Source organism: Algoriphagus halophilus (assembly GCF_041729275.1).
Classification (GTDB): domain Bacteria; phylum Bacteroidota; class Bacteroidia; order Cytophagales; family Cyclobacteriaceae; genus Algoriphagus; species Algoriphagus halophilus_A.
Genome location: NZ_CP146486.1, coordinates 4,217,339 through 4,240,427 on the forward strand (window position 1 = coordinate 4,217,339; position 23,089 = coordinate 4,240,427).

At 40.4% G+C, this 23,089-nt stretch carries 14 protein-coding genes and 4 pseudogenes; 1 reads left to right on the forward strand and 17 read right to left on the reverse strand.

Annotated features, from left to right (window positions below; translation table 11 throughout):
• Positions 1-12 precede the first annotated feature (12 nt).
• A complete protein-coding gene (locus V8V91_RS22650) occupies positions 13-894 on the forward strand; it encodes a YicC/YloC family endoribonuclease (RefSeq protein WP_373397343.1) in 882 nt (293 codons plus the stop codon).
• Between the two features lie 24 nt (positions 895-918).
• On the opposite strand, the gene V8V91_RS22655 is transcribed toward V8V91_RS22650, so the two are convergent.
• From V8V91_RS22655 to V8V91_RS22735, 17 genes and pseudogenes are all read right to left on the reverse strand, one after another.
• Positions 919-2,478, reverse strand: coding sequence for an amidohydrolase family protein (locus tag V8V91_RS22655; protein ID WP_373397344.1), 1,560 nt, complete (start codon positions 2,476-2,478; stop codon positions 919-921).
• 103 nt (positions 2,479-2,581) lie between these two features.
• Positions 2,582-2,850: pseudogene (locus tag V8V91_RS22660) on the reverse strand (energy transducer TonB).
• A gap of 140 nt (positions 2,851-2,990) precedes the next feature.
• A complete protein-coding gene (locus V8V91_RS22665; protein WP_373397346.1) occupies positions 2,991-3,251 on the reverse strand; it encodes a hypothetical protein in 261 nt (86 codons plus the stop codon).
• 146 nt (positions 3,252-3,397) lie between these two features.
• Positions 3,398-4,072, reverse strand: coding sequence for an energy transducer TonB (locus V8V91_RS22670; protein WP_074223164.1), 675 nt, complete (start codon positions 4,070-4,072; stop codon positions 3,398-3,400).
• 67 nt (positions 4,073-4,139) lie between these two features.
• Positions 4,140-4,517, reverse strand: a complete 378-nt coding sequence (locus tag V8V91_RS22675; protein WP_373397348.1) for a VanZ family protein — start codon at positions 4,515-4,517, stop codon at positions 4,140-4,142.
• Between the two features lie 4 nt (positions 4,518-4,521).
• A complete protein-coding gene (gcvH, locus tag V8V91_RS22680) occupies positions 4,522-4,896 on the reverse strand; it encodes a glycine cleavage system protein GcvH (protein ID WP_373397349.1) in 375 nt (124 codons plus the stop codon).
• 56 nt (positions 4,897-4,952) lie between these two features.
• Positions 4,953-11,918, reverse strand: a pseudogene (gene sprA, locus V8V91_RS22685) (cell surface protein SprA).
• Positions 11,919-12,095: 177 nt separating this feature from the next.
• Positions 12,096-12,694 (reverse strand): annotated as a pseudogene (gene ruvA, locus V8V91_RS22690) (Holliday junction branch migration protein RuvA).
• Entirely contained in the window at positions 12,691-14,961 is a 2,271-nt protein-coding gene (locus tag V8V91_RS22695; RefSeq protein ID WP_373397350.1) for an NADP-dependent malic enzyme, read from the reverse strand. Before V8V91_RS22695 ends, ruvA begins: the two are co-directional and overlap by 4 nt.
• 22 nt (positions 14,962-14,983) lie before the next feature.
• Positions 14,984-16,081, reverse strand: coding sequence for a DUF4837 family protein (locus tag V8V91_RS22700; RefSeq protein ID WP_373397351.1), 1,098 nt, complete (start codon positions 16,079-16,081; stop codon positions 14,984-14,986).
• A gap of 119 nt (positions 16,082-16,200) precedes the next feature.
• A complete protein-coding gene (locus V8V91_RS22705; protein WP_373397352.1) occupies positions 16,201-17,253 on the reverse strand; it encodes a LysM peptidoglycan-binding domain-containing protein in 1,053 nt (350 codons plus the stop codon).
• Positions 17,223-17,537: a hypothetical protein gene (locus tag V8V91_RS22710; protein ID WP_373397353.1), complete on the reverse strand. Its 315-nt coding sequence runs from the start codon at positions 17,535-17,537 to the stop codon at positions 17,223-17,225. Before V8V91_RS22710 ends, V8V91_RS22705 begins: the two co-directional genes overlap by 31 nt.
• Before the next feature lie 70 nt (positions 17,538-17,607).
• Positions 17,608-19,033, reverse strand: a pseudogene (gene gatA, locus V8V91_RS22715) (Asp-tRNA(Asn)/Glu-tRNA(Gln) amidotransferase subunit GatA).
• 18 nt (positions 19,034-19,051) lie between these two features.
• A complete protein-coding gene (gene tatA, locus V8V91_RS22720; protein WP_074223171.1) occupies positions 19,052-19,249 on the reverse strand; it encodes a twin-arginine translocase TatA/TatE family subunit in 198 nt (65 codons plus the stop codon).
• A gap of 109 nt (positions 19,250-19,358) precedes the next feature.
• Positions 19,359-20,606, reverse strand: a complete 1,248-nt coding sequence (locus V8V91_RS22725; protein ID WP_373397354.1) for a murein hydrolase activator EnvC — start codon at positions 20,604-20,606, stop codon at positions 19,359-19,361.
• Between the two features lie 124 nt (positions 20,607-20,730).
• Entirely contained in the window at positions 20,731-21,351 is a 621-nt protein-coding gene (locus V8V91_RS22730) for a DUF4292 domain-containing protein (RefSeq protein ID WP_373397355.1), read from the reverse strand.
• The gene (locus V8V91_RS22735; RefSeq protein ID WP_373397356.1) at positions 21,344-23,029 is read right to left on the reverse strand and encodes a tetratricopeptide repeat protein; all 1,686 of its coding nucleotides are present in this window, start codon (positions 23,027-23,029) and stop codon (positions 21,344-21,346) included. The genes V8V91_RS22730 and V8V91_RS22735 overlap by 8 nt, the downstream gene beginning before the upstream one ends.
• Between the last annotated feature and the right edge of the window lie 60 nt (positions 23,030-23,089).

Below are 23,089 nucleotides of genomic sequence, written 5' to 3' on the forward strand. Positions count from 1 at the left end.
TCAACATCAATTATGATCAAATCGATGACCGGCTTTGGAAATGCCGGATTCGAGAATGAGAAGGTTATGATCCACGTGGAGATCAAATCTCTCAACTCAAAATTCTTGGACCTTTCCATTCGAAGTCCAAGACAGTTTTCAGATAAAGAACATGAAATAAGAAACCTGGTACAGGGAGTTTTGGATCGTGGAAAAGTAAGCGTGTCTATTGAGTTTTTATCCAAAAGCTCAAAAGAATTACCGGTTTCTATCAACGAGGAACTTTTTGAGACCTTCTATGGAAAGTTTAAAGCCATGGCTCAATCTGTGGGTGATAATTCTCAGGATATATTCAAATTGGCCCTCCAAGCTCCAAACGTCATCAATAACCTGACGACAGAGGATAAAGATGAAGCACAGGAGTGGGAGCAAGTTAAGACGGTATTGGCAGATGCATTGAAAAACTGTGATGATTTTAGAAAAGATGAGGGAGGTTCCTTACAAGAAAAACTGCAGGGAAATCTTGAAAATATTGCGCTAAACTTATCCCATATTATCAATGAGGAGGGGCAGCGTAAAGAAAAGATCAAACAGAAAATCAGAAATCATTTCAACGAGTGGTTAGATGAAAATTCCTTTGATGCCAATCGATTTGAGCAGGAACTCATTTATTATTTTGAAAAACTAGATATTACCGAAGAACTGGTCCGTTTAGATACACACCTGAAGTATTTTTCCAAAATCATGTTAGAAGAGAAAAATCAAGGTAAAAAACTGGGATTTATTAGCCAGGAGATCGGAAGGGAAATCAATACGATTGGTTCGAAGGCCAATGATGCTGGTATCCAAAAATACGTGATTTTAATGAAGGATGAGCTTGAGAAAATAAAAGAGCAATCCATGAATGTATTATAAAAGAGGGGCTGTAAAGCCCCTTTTTTATGGTTGGTTTTTTCGAATTACCCTACCATTGGAAATACCGGTTAATTCCCCCTCACTCACCTCTATTTTTCCATTGACAATGACATATTCAATTCCTTCAGGATATTGATGGGGTGCTGTAAATGTGGATTGATCAATGACGGTTTTTGGATCGAAAATCGTGATGTCTGCAAAATACCCTTCTTTGATAAACCCTCTATTTTTTAACCCTAAACGGTTTGCTGAAAGTCCTGTCATTTTGTGAATTGCCTCTGGAAGCGAAAGCACCTTTAATTCCCTTACATAGTGTCCGAGAATCCTAGGAAAGGTTCCATAGGCTCTTGGATGGGGATGTCCATCCCCAGGAGATGATAGTCTTCCATCTGACCCAACCATGGTCATAGGATGTTTCATGATATTTTCCACATCCTTTTCGTCCATGGCATGGTAAATAGTCCCGGTGCCACCATTCAGTTGTGCCTGAATCACTAACTCTGCCCCATTATCCATTGAAGGTTCCATCCCTTCCATTTCCAACCAATCCTGAAGCGTTTTTCCTTCTAATTCCTTTTTCCAAGATACTCTTGAGAACTGTATCCTTCTTAGGTCACTTCCTCCTCGGTCATTCAGAATATTGAAGATTATTCCTGCTTTGATACTATCTTTTAGCACAGGGTCTGCGACCCTGGTTTCGAATTCATTTCCTTCCAACGCCCAGCTAGGGATCAAAATGCTAATTCCTGTGTGACTTGCTGCATAAGGGTATTGGTCCATCATGATATCCAGCCCTGCATTTCTTGCTGAGTCGACCATAGCAAGGGTCTTGGAGCTTTGGCCCCACATTTTTACTCCAATAGCTTTATGATGGGTTAATACCACCGGGATGGAGGCCTCTCGTGAAATAACCAAAGCTTCTTTTACCGCATCAATTAACCCTAAGCCCTCTTCCCTTAAATGTGAGGTATAGATTCCTCCTTTTGCACTAGCCATCTTAGACAACTCAACGACTTCCTCCAGTTCAGAAAATGTACCAGGCAAATATTTTAAACCGGTAGAAATTCCAAAAGCACCTGCATTCATCCCTTCATTTACATAAGATTTCATCAGGTTTAGTTCATCCTCGGTGGGCTTTCTGTCCTCCATTCCCATTACCTGCTTTCTTAGGGTGTTATGTCCAACCAGGTACCCAACATTAATACCAAGCCCTATGTGATCCAAACTGTCTAAATAGCTGTCAAAAGGCCAGGGTCCACCCCCATCTGGACCACCCAAAGCGAAAGTAGCTCCTTGTCTTAAGAGGCTTTCAGCCATAGGTAGCTCCATCAAAGGCTCTAAATGAGTATGCATATCGATAAAGCCAGGAGAAATTGCAAGGCCAGTAGCATCGATTACCACTGCAGATTTAGCATTTTCTAAATCTCCAATGGCAACAATTTTATCTCCCACTATACCGATATCCCCAGTAAAAGGACCAGTGCCCTGTCCATCGTAAATCTCCCCATTGATCAGAAGCAGGTCATATTTTTGAGTACAGGAAAACAGGAGTAGAATCATCAAGAGGAATACATAGTTCTTCATAACTGGTGCAGATTGGGGGTTCATTTTGTGAAGAATCAATTTATAGATAAAAAAAGAAAGCCTACACTTTTGGTGTAAGCTTTCTCAGGGTTTAAATAATTCTTTAATTAAGTCTGAATTTGATGGGGATAGTCATCCTAGATCTTACCGCTTTTCCATTTATTCTACCTGGATTCCAGTTCGGGGATTTTTTTATAACCTCCATTGCTACCTCATCACAGCCCCTCCAATTGTCCGAACAAGTTCCACATCTTGTATGCTTCCATCGGTATTGACCACAAATCGAACGATTGCAGTCCCTTCGATGCCCATTCTTCTGGCTTGGGTGGGGTATTTTAAATTATTTTTCAAATAGACATACCATTGGTCCATTCCCCCTTTAAAAGAAGCTTGCACCTCCACAAAATCATTGATGACATCTGGGTCTTCTACTACGGGAGGGCCTTCAAATTCAATTTCTGTTGGGGCAGGTTCTTGTTCTAGGCTAAAATCAATGACAGCATCCAGCTTTTCTATGATAACTTCATCAGGAACCAATTCGATTTCTGGTTGCTGTAAAACCGGAGGGGAGTGGGAGGTGTTTGGACCGTATTGGGGATATCCAACAGATCCCAAGTGTTGTCTTCCGTTCTAAGAGACTTTATTTCGAAATCCTCGTAAGCCTTCCATTCGAAGGCCACCAAAACTGCCGCTACGCTGAGCATTAATCCCAGATTAAAAATCATCCCGGACATTTTTCGTATGTCCGCTTTAGGGGTCTTTTTGTTTTCCATGGCTTGTTTTTGTTTAGGTAAAAATTAATACCTAAGAATTTAACCCATTGAAAAGCAGGAAGCTAGCTGGATAACAAAAATTAACTAAATCAAAAGGTGAAAAAATGTGAACAAAAAAAGACCCGATTGCTCGGGTCTCTTATTTTTTAGCTCAGTTTAAATCTGATTGGAAGTCTCATTCTAGTACGAACTGGTCTACCTCTTTGTTTACCTGGTTCCCACTTAGGAGCTGCAGATACTACTCTAACTGCTTCTTCGTCACAACCTCCACCGATACCTCTCAAAACATCAACGTCTTGAATAGATCCATCAGTGTTTACAACGAATACCACAATTACAGTACCCTCAATACCCATTCTTCTCGCTTGCGTAGGGTATTTCAAGTTTTTACTAAGGTATTGATTCCAACCTGACATTCCACCTGGAGGATTTGGTTGAGTTTCCACTACGTCAAAGATTTCATCAGCTTTCTCCTCTACTGGAGCTTCTGCAATTACTACTTCTTTGATGACAGTTTCTTCTTTCACATCCACATCAAAGTTTACTTCGATTTTTTCTTCGATTTCAACTTCATCAGGGATTTCCTCAATGATTGGCTGTTCTACTGGTGGTGGTGGTGGCGGTGGCTGCTCGGTGATTGGAATATCAATCAGCTCTTCGAAATTGTCAGTCACCTGGCCAAGGTCCTTAAGAGCACCTTCGTCGAATGACTTCCATTCAAATGCAGCAAGAGTAGCGCCAACAGCCAACGCTAAACCTAAGTTCAGGAACATTCCTGACTTTTTGGTTAGATCAGCCTTCGGAGTCTTTTTTGCTTCCATGGTGAATTGGTTTATACAGGTTAATTTTTTTCTATTTTAGAATAACAAGTCTAAGTATTTAGGACGATTATTCCAAGTTGTTTTTTACGACGGACAGCTTAAAATATGCAAAGAATCCTGCGATTCCACCTATCTCATTCACTGCCATGTCTATATAATCATACGTACGAAAGGGGATGAATTGTTGCAGATACTCCAAAATGATTCCGGCTAATACCCCGAAAATCAAATAGTTAATGAGTAATCTTTTGCTTAAAACTCCTCTTTCATGAGGCTTTATTCCCACTCCACACCACAGAAAACTCAGTAAACTGAAGCAAATAAAGTGAATAAATTTATCTTGGAAATCGAACGCATCTACCTCAGGAAATTTATCTCCGGAGTCAGCATTGCGATTGAAATGGTGATGAGCCAAGCTAAACTCAAGAATAATCTCAAAAGTCAACGAATTAGGCTCCTACTAATTCTGCATATTCTTCTGCAGAAAGAAGGCTAGGAAGTTCACCGGAAATTTTCACCTTGACCATCCATCCGTCTCCATAGGGATCAGAATTTACTAATTCCGGTTCATCGGCAAGTTTTTCGTTTAGTTCAGTTACTTCACCAGCAACAGGCATAAACAAATCAGATACAGTTTTTACTGCTTCTACGGTTCCGAATACTTCTTCCGCTTCCAACGTTTCGCCAACTGTTTCAACTTCCACATAAACGATATCACCTAATTCTGACTGTGCAAAATCAGTAACTCCTATAGTAGCAATATCACCTTCGATTTTTACCCACTCGTGGTCTTTTGTGTACTTTAATTCTTGTGGAATATTCATAATTGAAATTTTTTGTAAAGAGTCCCAAAATTAAAAGGAATCGCGCTAAATAAAATCTATTGTGACAAATTAAATCTTAATTGTCCGCCAAATGCTGTAGAAGATCTTCTATAGGCAGTAGTAACCCTCGGGTCATTAATCGTTCTATCAAAATAAAGAGTTACACTTAGGTTCTGATTGATCAAATATCCAATCGTTGGCCTGATCTGAATATTTAAGTTCCCGTTGGTGATGGTGCTACCTTCTTCAATTTTCCTCTGAACTTGTCTGGTGTCTACCACTTTGGTGTCCAACCTAAAGGTCAGGTCATTTTTAAGAATTTTCTGCTGCCCTTGAATCTTGAAAGGTATTTTTACTCCTGCTTTGGTATAGCCTATGTTGATTCCAAAATCATTGCTTCTTTGCTCGGTCACTTGGGCGTTTGAAAAGTTTAATCCCAAGCTTCTTTCTTTATTGTATTGGACCGCAATATTCAATCGATCTTTGGTCAATAAGTCTACCCCGATCAATGGTGAAAAACGTTCTGCCATGACTACCTGATTTAATACATAGATAGGGATAAATTGGCCCTCGTCATTGGTTACATCGGGTCTCGGTATTCTTTGTAAATTATTATAAAGCTCTAATCCTTCTTGGTATTGAAGAGAGTTGGAGAAATTACTGGCATCATAGGTAGAGGTGTACCCATGTAAAATATTGATGCTGCTAAATATCTCGCTTAGTCCTTTGAGTCTGGAAAGGCCTCTATATTCAAGTCTCCAGTTGGGCAATGGAGTTTTTGGGAAAGGATTCAATTTCATGTCAGAGGCGTTCTTTCCCCGATAGGCAGCTAAGAAGGCAGGTATTAAAACATCTTGCCCATTGATGGAATATTCTCCTCCCGATGGATTTTCACTATCCAACCTGCTTTTTACAATCGCACGATTAGTTTCAAAATCTGTGAAAAGCGGGGAATTGTTTTCGAAATCGTCTCTTGAGAATGAGGTTCCAAGCATGATCGTGGTAATACTGTAGGAACCTAATCGATTTGGACTAATTGAAACATATTCTCCAGGGTTATCCTCTGAATTTCTAAATATCTCTTGATAGTTTCCTGTTTCTCTTTTGGTGGCAGTCAACGTGATCCTAAAATCCTGAAAGGGTTCAATTAAACTACCCAACCTCAAATTCATAGCCCGGTTTTGGGAGAATGGTTGCGTGAGTTCCGAACTTGGGGCCATGTAACCTGCACTGGCTAACCTGTAACGAATAGCTGGATCTTGACTACCAAAAAGGAACGCTAATCCTGGATTTTCAAAAGCACGGTCCATTCCCAGCAACCCGGTATTTGGTAAGTAGCCTGGTAAGAAAGTACCTTGGATCACGCCATAATTAAACGTGATTTCCTTGACCATCATCAGCATTTTGAGGACCTTATTACTAAATGGTGTTCCGATGGTATCCTCCGCTTCTACAGAGCTCCTTCCTGGTATGGTTGGTCGCTTTGGAGCATTCAAAGCGGCTAACTTTTTATTTTTGTTGTAAAGCTTGATCAAGTCTAGCTTACCATTGATGGACTGATCCCTGGTGTTTTGAATCACATTTCCCAAGGTATCTTTTTGACCGATCGCTCCAGTTTGCCAAGTATAATTGGCGGTGTATTTGTAATCTGCCCTGATCCAATCCAAAATTGGAGTCTTGTCAAAAGGAATCGTATAGTTCAGGTTAATCGTTTGGTTGTAATTAGTTCTTCTGCCAAATCTCCAGAAATTACTTTTTACAGAATCTTGCTTTGCTTCAGAATCCAAGTCACCTTCCGGTTCATCGATTACGGCCATCACTCTGGCAGAATAATCTACTCTTAGGTTCCTGGTGAGGTCCCAGTTGACCGTATAGAATCTGTTCATGAAATAGCTTTTTGGAAAAGCGGGTCCACTCCAGAGGTACTCAATTGATCGTTTCTATATTGAGATCTTAGGAATCTTCGGTCTATGTCCAATCTCGCCAGAAGAAGGGTAGGGGCTAAATTCAGATTGAAGTCCTTAATTAATCTCAAATTAGGAGATTCCAACCAGGTGCTGTTTTTAAATGGCTCAATCACCAAAGGTTTTGGCTGAAAGCTATAAGTAATATTTCCCTTATAGGTCTTAAAGGTGTAATCCTGGATTTGGGCATTGGTTTGTTTTACAGTTCCATAAGCATAAGAAAATGAGAAGTTACTCAGGTCATAGAACCTACTTACAGATTCAGGATCCGTTTTAATTTTCCGGACATTGTTAAAGCTTATGTTCTTTCTGTTTAACTGATCCAAAGCGATGCTTCTATAAGCATCACGTTCTGCATCCGTTTCAAATTTACCCAAGGCCACTTCAAAAGGCACGTCAGGGTTTAAAGGATCATATTCTGGTCTTGTAGATGAATTTTCAACACTAAAATACATAGGGATGCTTACCCCCAATTGGGCAGGAAGTAATTTATGCACATCTATGTTGGTAGAAATATCATACTGGGTAGTAGATTGTCTAGATCTTTCAGAAAGTCTCGTTTCCAAACCTCCAAAGCCTATAGAATTATGTCTAATTGAAGCGGACACCACGGCAACATCTGCAATCTTTGCATTCAATAATGCATTTGCGGCCCATCCATTTGATTTGGTGAATCCGGTCACGCGAAGTTCATTGGCCCAAACACAAATGCTCTTGCTTGCACCACCCGATTCACCCGGATTTCTGACCCCGATCATCATACCTTGAATCAAACTTAACTCAGGTCTTCCCACTACAGTTACTTTGTATTGGTCCACCTGGATCGTATAGGGTATGTTTAATGGAGACTGACTATTATCTCTTTCCACTTTAGCGCCGACAATATCCTGAATGGCAATGTCTATTTCATTTTCCAATGGCCAAATTTGTCGAGGATCCCTCGTTCCCTTAGGGGTAATGGTCAAAGGGACTTCTATTTCATAATAGTTGTCGGTGTAGTCTGTTCCAAGTCTTAAGAATCCGGTAAATTCTCCATCCAATGCATCTTCGCTATCAGCATGGAAGAACATTTTGATTCTTTCAAATTGCACCAAATCCTGGGTAATGTTTCTGAAAACTGCTCTCGCATCTTTTGCAGGTAAATCTTCCACACAGATTCTTAAAGATTGCTCGTTCAATCTTCTTTCTACCGTGGACGTGTTATCTCGATCCCTGTTAATTCCAGGAGGTAATACATAAGGACTTTGAGTGGCACTTCCTTGACTGTTTTCCTCAATGCCTACCACATCGACAGTTACATTGGATACATCTGGCTCAGGAATTTCAAATAAGCCTCTTTCGAAAAGAGATTCTTGGAATACCCTCCATTGACTACCAATCATTCGGAAATTGGCCATCCTCAATACCACCGGCTGTTCAAAATCAGTCAAATAGGTTCTCATCCAACGGATGGATTTAAAGCCGGTAATATCCCCTTGAACCCGATCAGGTTGTCTTACTGGAATTCTGAATAAATACCAATCAACATTCTCGCCTCCCTCATTATGAGTCACCTTATCCACGATGTAATTTTGCCCTACTACCAGGTTACCAGGTCTTAAGTCAATCTCGTATTCATAATAGTTTTCGAGTTCATTGATGGTATTATCGGTGTTTAGGTCTTCATTATCAGGGGTGTTGGAACCAGAAGGGGTATAGGGAAGGTTTTGGCTGGCAGTCACCGGCGTATTTCCTTCCATTCCATTAAACTTCTTATATCGTTCCAGAATCTTGACATTGTTCTGATCAAATTGTTCGTCTAGATAGTATTGGAATAAATCTGCAGATACATCTTGATTAATTCTATTCCTTGCTTCTTGGGAGACACTTAAACGATCCAGGAATCTAGATTGGAAAAATCCAGCCTCATCTGAGTTTTTCAGACCATCCAATCCCACATCTTGGTTTTCCCTTGAGGATTCTGAGTTGTCAAAAGCAGGAAGAAGGTATTGTTCCCGGGTGATTCGCCCCCATTCATTGGAGGAGGTTTTGGAAGGATCTCCGTCTGCAGGAAGTCCATTTTCAAAAGCATGACGACCATCCTTCATCACATCTTCTGATATGTCTCCTAAATTCAGAAATAGCTTTCCGCCAGTGGTATTGTTTTCATTGAATATCCCATCCAGGACACGCCCATTTTCGCCCTCAATAAATGGATCGAGCATCCAGAATTCGACGTACTCGATATTGGTCCGGTCAAAGTCTACCTCTGTAGTAATTGCTCTGGTTACTCCGCCATAGTTTTTCTCCGGGTCTGGAAGCAATCCGTCAAATGTCAAATTAGGATTATAGTTGTACATCCCCCGCTCACTTGGGAAATAGGCGAGTTCAAATAGAGGCTCAGGAGTAATAATTACCGTTCGGTCTTGCTGCGGGAAAATTTCTTGCGGGACTACCCGGCGGACGTAATGATTTCGACGATCTTCCCTTGATATGTTGGAGGGTACACCTGGGCCACTTTCCCGATAGAAGATGTTATCAATATTATACCAAGCAAGTCGGGCTCTTCTATAAGTTGCACCTAGTAAATCTTCCGTTTGATCGCTCAGATCAAATCGATTGTCATCAGTTTGTGGGGTAGAGGCTAATTTCCAGTTTTGGTTAGCTGCACCTCCTAGATTAAACGGGGTAACTGCTGCCTCAAAATCATCTATGTAGGAGGCCTGGTCTCCATCTACTTGATTGGAAGTCCCAGGGATTAAATGGGCAAACTCTCCACTAAAATTGACTAAAGAAGTCTCTTTGGTATCCGTAAAAGGAAGTGCATCTGCCATTTTCGTAAGCCAACGGGATTCATCCGAGAATCTGGCATCTAAACCCCAAAGGCTATTTCTTAAGGTTTCATTTCCAGTGGCAATCCTGGTGACATTAGGCCGTTCATTTAAATACAAGAAAGTACCTCCTAAGTTGAATTTGTCACTGAACACATAGTCCAATCGAGTACCCAATAGACTTCGAGTCTGGAAGGACACCAAATCTGCCTTTTCAAAACTGATGGATATTTGCTTTCCAGATTGTAAGATCGCGTCATTGATGATCACCACACGGCCTACATTGTAATCTACCGTAAAATCTACCCCTTCGGTCAAGGGGATATTTCCTGCCTGAACGATCACGGAGCCAGGTGAAATATTTAACCCTGGGAGTTGGATTTCTGAAGCAGAACCTGCTGTTAACCGTCCTTTGATAAAATACTTATTGAGTCGGGTTACCAATTCTGCATCAGCTTGGGTTGTCTGATACAAGGTATCATAGACGTATTTGTCTTTGAGTACTATTTCTGTGTCCAGAAAATATTTCTCAAGGTTAGAGCCGAAAGGTTCAAGTACTGGGAATATAAGTAAACCTCGATCTGGAAGAATGGTCAATCCTTCTACAAAGTCAAAATTTCCATCTGGGGCAGGGTCATTTTGAGGATTTAAATTATCCAAGCCTGTCAGCTTGATCAGAGGAACGTCTTTGACATTTTCACCTTCTAAAAGAGAAGGGTTGTCTAAACCGGTTCTATCATCACGGTAAATCACCTGAAGTTGGAACCCTTCTCTTAAAAGTTGATTCGCATTTAAATTATAGACGTTTTTCATCATCAAATCCCAAGAAGGAACCCTTGGATTGATTCTGGCTGGCCGTAAAAGCTTCAAGAAAATCAATTCATCTTCCTGACGATTTTGATAGTCCTCTGTTAATTCACCGACCTTATACACCTGACCATTGTAAGTGTATTCATAAGAAACAGCGAGTACTTCATCGTTTTGAAGTTTTCGGAAGAGAGAGATAACCCAGTTGAGGGTTGAAATAATATTCGGTTGGACTTAGTTTTCTGGATCCATTGATCTGTTCAAAGTCAACCCCTTTTCTAATATTTAGACTTGATTCCATTGCCCGTGCACCGGTATCAAATGGCCTGAAGGCAGGGTTATTCGCTATATTATTAAAAAGGTTATTGGAACCATTACTGGCAGGTGCGCCTGGAGTTCCCGGTCCAATGGCAGGGTTGGATGGGTTTAATAAGGTTTGTCCTTCTCCCAAATCCATGAATGCTGCAAAATTCCTTAACGTTTCGGTATTGGAAGCCCTGTTCATGATGTAAACTTCAATTCTGGTGACATTTACGCCAGAAAGCACTTGAGGAAGTCCTCGAAGCCATCTTTCGTAATTGTCCCTAAAGAAATGGGCTAAGAAAAAGTGCCTGTTTTCATCATATTTAGAAGCTTGAATGTCAAAAGACCTTCCTTGACCATTGGCATCAATGATTAACTGGTCTCTTCTACCGCGTTGGGTGGAGGCTACGGCTGTGATACCCAATTTTCCAAATTGCATTTGAGTTTTGACCCCAAATAAATTTTGGGCTCCCTGGATCAATCGGTTCTGAACAGGCATGCTCACATTACCTATTTCAATGGATTTAATGATGTCTTCTTGGAAGCCCGTATATTCCAACTTCAATTGATTTTGGAAGTCAAAGGAATTATTGGAATCGAAATTAGCCCCAATTTTCATTTTTTCTCCAAGGGAACCATTGACAGCCATTTGGATTTGTTGATCAAAATTAAATCCTCCATTTTGCTGCTGACGGATTGGTAGGGTAGGGTTGTCTATCCTTCTGAAAATTGCCCCAAAATCCAAATTGACATATCCTGTAGGAACGATGTTGATTTCACTTCCTCCAAATATCCTATCAAATGAGGGACTCACAGTCAATGGAGGGATTAACCCGCGGCCTTCCACGGCACTTTCTCCATCTCCTCCTCTGGATCTACTTCTCCAATAATCCTGTCTTACTTTGTATTCCTGGATTTTTGAGAACTCTTCAAAATCATATTCTTGTTCATTTCCTACCCTGGTGCTGTCTAGCTCTTCCACGATATTATATCTTAAGGTAGAGTCTACTAAAACCTGAACATTTTGATTGGTAAGTGGGGTAGGTAAAAAAGGAGATTCAGGTCTTAAGAAAGGGTTTCGGTAGGGGTATAGAGGACTCGTTCTCATATTTTGCCAAAGCAAAAATGAGGGAGCCATTCTCCTATAGTTAAGAGAATCGATTCGCGTTTGGAGGCTATCGGATACGGTTTGTTGAGCCTGGGAAGTAGAAAAGGCCAGAATAAACCCAAACAGGATGAAGTATTTGGGCAAACCACCGAAATACCTCCTCCTGCAAAAAGTCAGTAACTTCCGAAAGTTCAATGCAGCTTCAAATTATGGTGTCTTTAAAGATGCTTTAATTAATTCTTCTAAAGAAATTTCTCCAGTGGTTTTTTCAATACAGCGGCGATGTTTTTTTCAGCGGCTGTTTTTGGGAAACCAAGAGTAATTAAGGCTTTTAACGCTTCTTCTCGAACTTTATTGTCAGATCTTAGGAATCCAATTTGAGTAGCAGCAGCATCTGAGCCCATATCCTTTCCTATTTTATCTTTCAACTCCAATATGATACGTTGGGCAGTCTTAGCTCCTATGCCTTTGACATGCTGGATGGTAGCCACATCTCCAGAAAGAATTGCATGTTCAATTTCTTTAGTATTTAATGAAGATAAGATCATTAAGCCTGTATTAGGACCTACGCCATTGATGGAGATCAATAATAGGAAGAGCCTTTTTTCTGCCTCTTCTTTAAACCCATACAAGGTATGGGCATCTTCTTTTATATGGAGATAGGTGAGGAGCTTGATTTGCTCCTCATCCTTAATGGCGCTGTATGTTTGTAATGATATTTTGACGTGGTATCCAATCCCTCCAATGTCAATGAGTACAAAGGTAGGGTCTTTGAATACCAGCCGCCCGTTAAGATAGTCTATCATGATTTTCCATTGGATTGAGCATCTACAACGGCTACCGCTACCATATTTACAATTTCACGAATGGAGCTACCTAATTGAAGTATATGAACAGGCTTGTTCATTCCCAAAAGAATTGGGCCAATCGCTTCAGAATTTCCTAATTCAGCCAAAAGTTTGTAAGCAATATTTCCGGAACTTAAATCAGGGAAAATTAAGGTGTTCGCCTTTTTGTTGATCAATTTAGAGAATGGATACATCTCCTTTTGTATTTCATCATTCAGGGCCACATTGGCTTGCATTTCTCCTTCAATAATCAAGTCAGGATATTTTTCCTTTGCCATGGCTGTTGCTTTAGCCATTTTATCAGGAATATCTCCTTTGGCAGAACCAAAATTGGAATAGGAAAGCACGGCAATTCTTGGTTCAATGTTAAAGAACTTCACTGCCTCAGCGGTCAAGCCTATTATTTCTACCAATTCTTCAGCAGTTGGATTCAAGTTAACCGTGGCGTCAGAAAAGAAATAAGGTCCTTTACTCGTGTTCATGATGTACATCCCTGCTACACGCTTAGTGCCTGGTCTGACTCCAATGGTATGTAAAGAAGGAAGGACAGTTTTAGGATAATCTCTGGTAAGACCAGAAATAAATGCATCCGCTAAACCTGTTTCCACCATCATTGCTCCAAAGTAATTTCGTTGAGTGACCAATCTGGAGGCATCGCCATAGGTCATTCCTTTTCTTTGTCGTTTTGCAAAAAGGATATCCGCAAACTGAGAAAGTTTTTTACTGTCTTCCATTGGATCAATAATGGTGACATTTTGTAAATCCAATGAGTTTTCCTCGATGAGGGTCAGAATACGTTCTTTATTCCCTAGAAGTATAGGAATGGCAATCTTCTCGTCTTTCAGGATCTGTGCGGCCTTCAGGATTTTTCTGTTGTCCGCTTCAGCAAATACGACTCGTTTAGGATCTTTCTTCGCTCTGGCGATGACCACAGACATTAATCGTTGATCAATGCCTATTCTTTCCTGAAGTTCCAGCTCATAGGTTTCCCAGTCCAAAATTGGGTTTTTAGCCACTCCTGAATCCATTGCCGCTTTCGCAACAGCTGGAGCAATCGTGGTTATGAGACGAGGGTCCAAAGGTTTAGGAATCAAATAAAATCTTCCAAAACCTAGTTTATCTTCCCCATACGCCTTGTTCACGATGTCTGGAACAGGCTCTTTGGCAAGTTTGGCAATAGCATGAGCTGCTGCAAGTTTCATTTCCTCATTAATAGCGGTAGCTCTTACATCGAGTGCTCCTCTAAAAATGTATGGGAAACCTAGGACATTATTTACCTGATTGGGATGATCGGATCTTCCGGTAGCCATGATTAAATCCTCTCTTGCATCTATGGCAAGGTCATAAGCGATTTCAGGATCTGGATTGGCCAAGGCAAATACGATCGGATTGGCTGCCATGAGTTTCAATTGGTCCTGGGAAATTACATTCCCGGCAGAAAGTCCCAAAAACACATCTGCACCAACCAATGCATCGTTGATGGTATAAATATCCCTGTCTGTGGCGAACTCTCTTCTGATATCATCCAAGTCAGGACGATCGGATCTCAAGATTCCTTCGATATCACATAGGACGATATTTTCTTTTTTGATCCCTAGTGTAATGTAAAATCTGGTACAGGAAATGGCAGCAGCACCTGCTCCATTGACCACCAATTTGATATCACTAATATTTTTTTCTACCAGTTCTAATGCATTGAGTAATGCAGCTCCGGAAATTATCGCCGTGCCATGCTGATCGTCATGCATGACCGGTATTTTCATTTCCTTTTTTAAAGTCTGCTCAATTTCAAAACATTCAGGTGCCTTGATATCTTCTAGGTTGATTCCCCCAAAAGTAGGCTCCAGAGACTTGATGGTCTGAATTAGTTTTTTAGGATCTTTTTCATTGATTTCAATGTCAAAAACATCAATACCAGCAAATTTCTTGAATAGGACTCCTTTTCCTTCCATGACTGGTTTGGATGCCTCAGGACCAATATCCCCTAATCCTAATACTGCGGTTCCATTGGAAATTACGCCCACCAAGTTTCCTTTGGCAGTGTATTTATAAACTTTTTCGTTGTCGGTAGCGATTTCTTTACAAGGTTCAGCTACCCCGGGTGAATAAGCCAAAGCCAAATCCATCTGACTGGATAAAGGCTTGGTAGGGATTACCTCAATTTTACCTGCTTTTCCTTGGGTGTGATAATTGAGTGCGTCCTCTTTGCGGATTTTAATTGCCATAAAAGCTCTAAGTTAGTTTGGGTCAGGACCCCTGCTCCTCAGTCCAACTAACATTTGTGTTTAGAAGAATGGTCTCTATTTCACGAAGTGCATCTCTGTGAACCTCATTCGGGTAGAAAACGAAGCCCTCCATGTAATACAGTTTCCCTTTCTTTTCGTCGACCATGATGTACCCAAGATAGGTGCCTCCCATGCTCAAATTATTAGTTTTCCAGGAGCCCCTAATTTCAGTCGTAAAATTATCATTTATAACCATGTTTCGGAAAGCAGGAGGGATTTGTTTTTCGGAAACCATAAAAGAATTTGGGTCCTCAGGATCTCCAAATATCTCCTGTCTTGTGATTTCATCCCTTAGTTTGACAATATTGGCAGGGAACGTCTGCTCTTCACTGGTATAATCAGTTTCATAAAAGAACAGGCTAATGTCTGCTCTATTCGCTGTAGGAGTAGGTTGTCTCAACCAAACGAAACCAGGTTTACTTTTTGCAATTTGATAGGATGCTGGAACATTTACCTGAATTCCTAAATTCTTTTCCGTTTCTGCGGAAGCAGCTGTATTCTTTCTAGCAAGAATGATTTTCTCTAACCTTCCTCTTTCCCTTACTTCAAACAGGTTGATCAATCTGGCTTTGTTTTTCTTAAGGTTGGCGACCAATTCCTCTTCCGTATTTCCAAAAAGATAAAGTACTTCTTGGCCAATGGCATATTCATCTTCCATTCTCAATGTATAGAGACTTGGGTCTGCTTCCGCTCTTTCTTTGGACTCTTTTGAGAATTGGGAGTTGATCACTTGACTGGCAGCCCCTTTGTCATCAAATGTGGTAACATAAATTAGGTTGGTAGACATTTTAAGGATTCGGGTCATCGCTCTTGGGTCCACCCGATTTACTTTAAATCTTGATTCAGACCTGATCATTCCTGGAAGATCTGCCTCAAAAATATCTCGTAATTCATCTCCAACAGGGCCAGCCCATTTGGCAGAATCGATGACCAAAATTATTTCTCCTATAGTTCCTCTAGCTTTGGGTTTGGTACTGTCGGCACGGTTGGGGTCTCCTTCACAGGCAGTAAGCAAAAAGCCTATGCAAAGGATTCCGAAAATATATTTTAGAGCGCTCATATGCTGATGAATTTGTGTTAATAAGATACTTATCAAACCTAAATGTAAGGATTCTGGTTTACTTAAAAATTTAAAAGGAGTTAAAAAAAGCTTGGCTAAGTAGTTGAACTATTGCTTTTTCAACCAATAATCAGCTTTTGACCAGGTTTGATATTATTGCTGTTAAGGTTGTTCAACCTTTTTAATTGGTCCACGGTTAGGCCTGCATGTTTTCTTGAAATGATCCATAGAGAATCACCTGGTTGAACCGTGTAAAGCAACTGACCAGAAGAATTGGTTCTTACTTCAGCCACTGCTGGTGTGCTACTGGAATAAATTGTTAAGTTCTGGCCAACTCTAATTAGGTTTGAATAGAGGCCATTCCATGATTTAATTTGGGTGACGGTAACCCCATGTCTCGAAGCGATTTTACCCAAGACATCACCCGATCTCACTTTGTAAGTGATGGCATTCAACTCTGGTTCTTCTACCAAATCCTCTATTGGTTTTAACATGAACTTACCATTATCTGTCAGATAGGTGGTAGGTGTGTTGTTGAGGGAATCACTCAACCAAGCTAAGTTTTGTTTGACAAAAGAAGCTTTGGCTTTAGGTAGATTGAGGGCAATGCTTTTGTTGACATCGGACACTTTTCCTCTTTTTAGAGATGGGTTTAGAGATTCTAAATCTTTGGTGCAGAGGTCCGTTAATTCAGCCAGTTTTGTTAAGTTAAGAGCTCTGTCAAAGCGTATTTTCTCGGTGGCTTGGTAATAAGTAGGATCTTCCAAATGAAGATTGTGTTCCTCCAAATGGTTTAAAATGTAAAGCATTGCTTGTACTTGGGGAACATAGCTTCTGGTTTCTCTAGGTAAGTAATTGTAAATACCCCAGAAAGTCTTCTTTCCTCCGGATCTTCGAATAGCTCTTCTGACATTTCCTGGCCCGCAATTGTAAGCAGCCATGGCTACTTCCCAATCACCAAACATTCTATACAAGGATTTTAAATATTTGGCTGCGGCTTCCGTGGATTTTTCAGGGTCCATTCTGTCGTCTATTTCACTGTTGACATACATGCCATACATTCTACCTGTTGCAGGCATAAATTGCCAAAGTCCAATAGCACCCACTCGGGATCTAATTTGAGGGTCCAGTCCTGATTCAATTATTGAGAGGTATTTGATTTCGGATGGCATTTCATGTTTTTTAAGTGTCTCATCAAACATGTCAAAAAACAAATCCTTTCTGGCCAGGACCATACGGGTGTAATCTCTATTTCTAACAGTGAAATATTGGATGAATGAAAAAATTTGTCATTCAATTCAAATGGCATTTCGGTATCCATGTTGGATATCCGATCCGCCACCTCATCATAGGTGAAATCAGGAATGTATTCGTAATGGTAATTGGGAATTACCTCATCTTCAGAAAATGAGGACGCAGCAACAAGTTGATCGTCCTGAGAAAAAGCCTGAGACAAAGGAGTCAAACAAGTAATAATCGCAAGTAAGAATAGATTGTTCCAGTTTTTTTCATCATTAAAAATTTTCTTATGAGGTTAAAGCACTTAGATAATTGCTGAATGCAAAGAGTTCAGCTTCTTTAAATGAGTTGCAAATTACCTGTAATCCTATAGGCATGCCTTTGGAATCTTTTCCATTGGGAATAGAGATAGCGGGCACACCTGATACAGATGCCTGAACAGTATAAAGATCTTCCAGGTACATGGCCACTGGATCATCTCTATGTTCGCCAAACTTAAACGCTGTAGATGGTGTCGTCGGCATTATAATATAATCAAAATCATTCAAAAGATTTTCAGTAAAGTCTTTTATTAACCTTCTGACCTTTTGTGCTTTGGTAAAATAGGCGTCATAATAGCTCGCACTTAAAACAAATGTTCCAAGCATTATTCTACGTTTGACCTCTTCACCAAATCCTTCGCTTCTGCTCAGTTTGTACATGCTTTCCAGATTGTGAGCATTAGGAGTGCGGTACCCATATTTAACGCCATCAAATCTCGAAAGGTTGGAAGAAGCCTCTGCCGTGGTAAGGATATAATAAGTGGGAAGAATATAGTCTAATAATGGAAAGTTCACTTCCTTCACTTCATGTCCTTCAGATTTTAATTTCTCTAAAACTGAAAGTGTATTCTCCTTGATTTCTTTTTGCAGGGAAGGAGACTCGATGGTTTCCTTCAAATAAGCAACTTTAGCTTTTCTGTCAAAATGAAGAAGTTGACTATAGGGAAGAACCGGTTTTCTGGAAGATGTGCTGTCAAACTCATCATGTCCAGCCATGATTTCTAAAAGTAAGGCATTGTCTTTCACAGTTTTGGTGAAAGTACCTATGGTATCAAAGGAAGATGCATAGGCTATCAAGCCCCATCTTGATATTCTTGAGTAAGTAGGTTTCATCCCTATTACTCCAGTAAATGCTGCTGGTTGCCTTACAGATCCCCCTGTGTCAGTACCTAAAGAGGCTGTACAGAGATTTGCTTGGACCGCGACGGCAGAACCTCCGGAGGACCCTCCTGGAACTCGGCTTTCGTCCAGTGCATTTAAGACTTTGCCATGGGCAGTATTCTCATTAGAGCTGCCCATCCCGAATTCATCACAATTAAGTCTGCCGATAATAATGGCATCTTCATCGATCAGTCTCTGGATGGCGGTTGTAGTAAACTGAGATTCAAATCCCTGAAGGATTTTGGAAGAGGCATTGGCCTCATGTCCGGTCAAGCAAAGTACATCTTTGATGCCGATGACCATCCCGGCAAGTTTACCGGCTTTTCCTTCAGAAAGCTTTTGATCGACTAAATCAGCTTGTGCTAAAGCAGATTGCTCGTAAACTTCGACGAAGGCGTTTAAGTGCGCCTTCGTCTTAATGTTTTGAAGATAATGATTGACGATTGCTCTACAATCAGTTTCTTTTTTCGAGCGATTTTTTGATTTCGTCGAATGAAATGAATTTTTCCAATGCTATTGGCTTACGGGATTATTTCTTTTTGTCTTTCAGCCCTTCTTCAAGATCGTTCTGAATGTCTTTTGTAGCGTCTTTGAATTCTCTGATTCCACGGCCTAAACCGCGTGCTAATTCAGGGATTCTTTTAGCACCAAATAATAATAGAACGACAAGTACGATTAATACAATCGAACCTCCGCCCATATTTTGAATGAAACCCAATGTAGTCATGATGATTTATGTTTAAGGGTAAATGTCCTGCAAAGATATAACTGTCATCTGCTTACGCAAAGTAATCAGTGCAGAGTTGTCTTTTTTTATAAATATACGATAATTTAAACTATTTGGACGTGATCCAGGTGGCAGGATCCATTACATTTAATCCTTTCCATGTTTGGAAATGGACCTCCGCTTGCCCATCAGGTCCTGTAGCTACCTGACCAATAACGTCTTTTGCTTTGACAGATTGCCCTGATTTTACAGAGATGGTTTTAAGCTTACTATACATGGTATAATATTCCCCATGTTTGATGATGACTGTTCCACCAAAACCAGGCATGGTCGTAATTTTTGTGACCGTACCATCAAATACCGATCGGACATTGGAATTTGGTTGAGTCCGGATGTCCAATCCGTCACTATCCATGGTGATTCCTTTTAAGGTAGGATGTGGATAGGTACCAAAACCCTGGGCAATAAACCCGGTTTCTACCGGCCAAGGTAAGCGTCCTTTATTTCCAGCGAAGGAACTTGATAATGCTGCAACTTCCGGAGTCATTGGCATACTACTTCCAGCACTTTTAGTAGTGTTGCTATTGGATTTTTTGGCTGCAGCCTCTGCAAGTCTAATTTCCTCCTCGATCACCTGCTTGATCATACGGTTCAATTGATCTTGTTGTTTTTTGGTGGCTGCAATTTGCTTCTGAATCTCTTTTTCCTTTTTAGACAGGTTGTTGACGATACCTTGTTGCTCTTTTCTGGCTTTATCCAAGGCCAACTTTTCAAGCCTTTCTTCTTCCAACACTTTTTCTTTTTCTGCCCTTTTCTGATCTAGAGAAACTTGTTCCTCTGCCAATTGTACACTGACTGCTTGAATCTGCTCAGCTTGCTGTTTCCGGTTATCAGTATATTGTTTTAAGTATTTCAACCTCATGTACAGTTGGTTGAAACTGCCTGAACTAAATACGAATGATACAATGGATAAACCTCGATTGAGTTTAGAGGTATTGTAGATCATTCTGGCATATTCGGCTTTCAGGTCGATTAATTCCTGTTTTAGTTTTTTGATTTTTGATTCAGTCTGTTGAATCTCCTGATCCAATAATTTAATTTCTCGGTCTAGGGTATTGACTAATCTGGATTGCGTTTGAACTTTTCGGGTCACTGCATTTAATTCTCCAATGGAGTTCTTCTTAATAGCAGTGGTTTGCTTTAATATCTTATCAAACTCCCTTAGTCGCTCCTGAACTTCCGCTTTTTCTCTTTCTAATTGCTCCCTTGTCTTTTTTGTCTGCGCTGCTACATCCACTGAAAGACAGCAAATGAAAACCAAGAGGAGGGTAGAAATGATTAGATTTTTCCTATTCATCGAAATCAAAATCTGAATGGGAAGGTTAAAGGATCTGCGTGAGGCTCGATAGAATTCCACTCCAAATTGATGATGGTATTTTGACTTCCCTCTGGCAGCTGATAAGCTAATTTATAAAGCACTTCTAAGGGAAATGGCTGTGAATCCACTTCCTGAAAATTAGGAAGCTCGCCAACAATGACCCTCGGTCGTCTAAAGAATTGCTGACCAATTCCGATACTTTTCTGGTGTTGACATCCACCTTGCTGAAATACCTCACTTTGTCCCGGATTTGGGTTAGCTCAAATGCTTTCCCTACCCGAACCAATCGATCTTTGTAATCAAAAGGAATAGGAGGGTTTGCCCAAAGTATATTTTGGAATAGATCCAGGGATAATTTCAATCCATAAATCGTTTCAAATTCAGTGAAGGTGAGGTTGATATCTTCTTTACCTATTCGGTCCTTGATTTGGATTTTATCCTGGGTTATTAGGCCCCTGACCGCTTCCATCCCCAATCCGGGAGAAACGGTAAACCATAGGACGCTATCTTTTTTTGCTCTTAAATTCATGGAGCCCCGAGTGATTTTACCTGAGGCTTCTTCAATGATTATTTTGGCTTTTGCAGATAAAAAATCGTAGTCATTGTAAATAGGGGAAAAGTCTTCCATCTTCCCGTTGCTTTGGTAAGCCACATTTTTCTTTGCGCAGCTTGATAAAAATCCAATAGCCAACAGAATTGTAAATCCTGCAAAAAGCTTATTCATGGTATTTTCCTTCTTTAATTTTTTGAGGAAGTTTGTCTGAAGCCTCTGGGCTGTTTTCAGCTTTTTTCCAATAGCTGATGGCCTCAGATTTCTTTCCCAAATGGTATAAAATATCTCCATAATGTTCCAACATCACACCACTTGGCTCAGTTTCATTTTCTAGTGCAAGATCCATGTACTTTTTGGCGCCTTCGTAGTCTCCGCTTTGGAACAGTACCCATGCATGTGTATCAAGGAAAGTGCCATTGTTTGGAAATCTTTTAACAACTTTTTCAGACATGCTTTTGGCTTTATCCAAATCACGCTTTTCTAACGATAAAAAGTAGGCGTAATTATTCAGTACTTGCTCATCATTTGGGTTGAGCTTGATGGCCATGTCAAAGTTTTCGAAGGCTTTATCTTTTTCTCCTAAATTATAGTAGGCATTTCCCAAGGCTCCATAAGAAGCTTGATCCAACCCGATATTTTTCCCTGCATTGATTTCCATAGATTTCTCCAAAGAACTAATAGCCGAGGAATCTTTTTTCATGGCATTCTTAATCACACCATCATAAAACCAAAACTCTGGTCTTTCTGGAAATTCATCCACACCCATGATTGTGAATTTTTCCACTTCAGCAAAATCAGCATTTTCACCAAAGGAATTGGTGATCACTTGTTCTAATAATTCTGCATTCTTGGGGTCTATTTGTAAAGAAGCTTTGAAGTGCTCTATACCTTCCTCTTTTTTACCTTCTTTCATCCTTCTTTTTCCAATAGCTGCAAAAACCGATGCATCATTGGGATGGTTTTGAAGCATTAAAACTTCTAGGGTGTTCAATAAGGAATCCCTTTCAGAGGTCTGCATTTCATTGATCAAGGACTCATAGGCCTTAGACTCCACTTGAGGGTCTAAATCAGGGTTGGAAAAAGCAGTGATAATTGATTTTTCCGAAGCTTCTATTTGTCCTTTTTCTTTTTGAAGGGTATAAGCAGCCATATGTAATTCTGGCTGATTAGGGAATTTCGCCAACTCTCCTTTTACCAAGTCCAAAGCCTGGTCACTTCGGTTGTTGTTATATAAAATCTCTACTAAGTTTAACACATAGTCCGGATTACCAGACTTTGCTTCAATCAGGCGCTCACCTTCTTCAATAGCTTTATCCAGGTTGTTCTTTCTTAAATAAATCCGTTGCTTTTGCGTGGTAACCGGTTCCATTACTCCATAGTATTCTTCTGCTCTATCTAATACTACCAAAGCTTTGTCAAACTCTCCGGCACTTAGATAAATGGAAGCCAGGTCTAAATTGTACTGTTGGTTATGCTCTCCGTCAGCAGTTAATCGATCCAATATTTCTGCGGCCTTCAGCGGCTGTTTGAGGTTGGTATATATCTCAGCCACCATCAGTGCATAATATTTATTTTCTATGTCCAGGTCTGCAGCCGTTTCAGCATAAGGAAGTGCTTTTTCCGGTTTATTACCTCTTAGCAGAACTTCTGCAATTTTGTAATGAATGGCTGGTTCCTCCGGAGAAAACTCCAGGGATTTCTGTAGATAGAAATAGGCTTTATCCAACTCGCCAAGCACCAAGTATTTCTCACCCTCAATGTAGTATCGAGTAGTTTTAGCCTCAGTTTCCTGGGCTTTCCGCTCTTTTTTTGAAAGTTTTTCCTGCGAATAGCCTAGGGAAGAGGCCATTGTCAGAGCGAGAGATATGATAAGGAATCTATTGAAAATCACGTATTGTAGGGGTTCGGC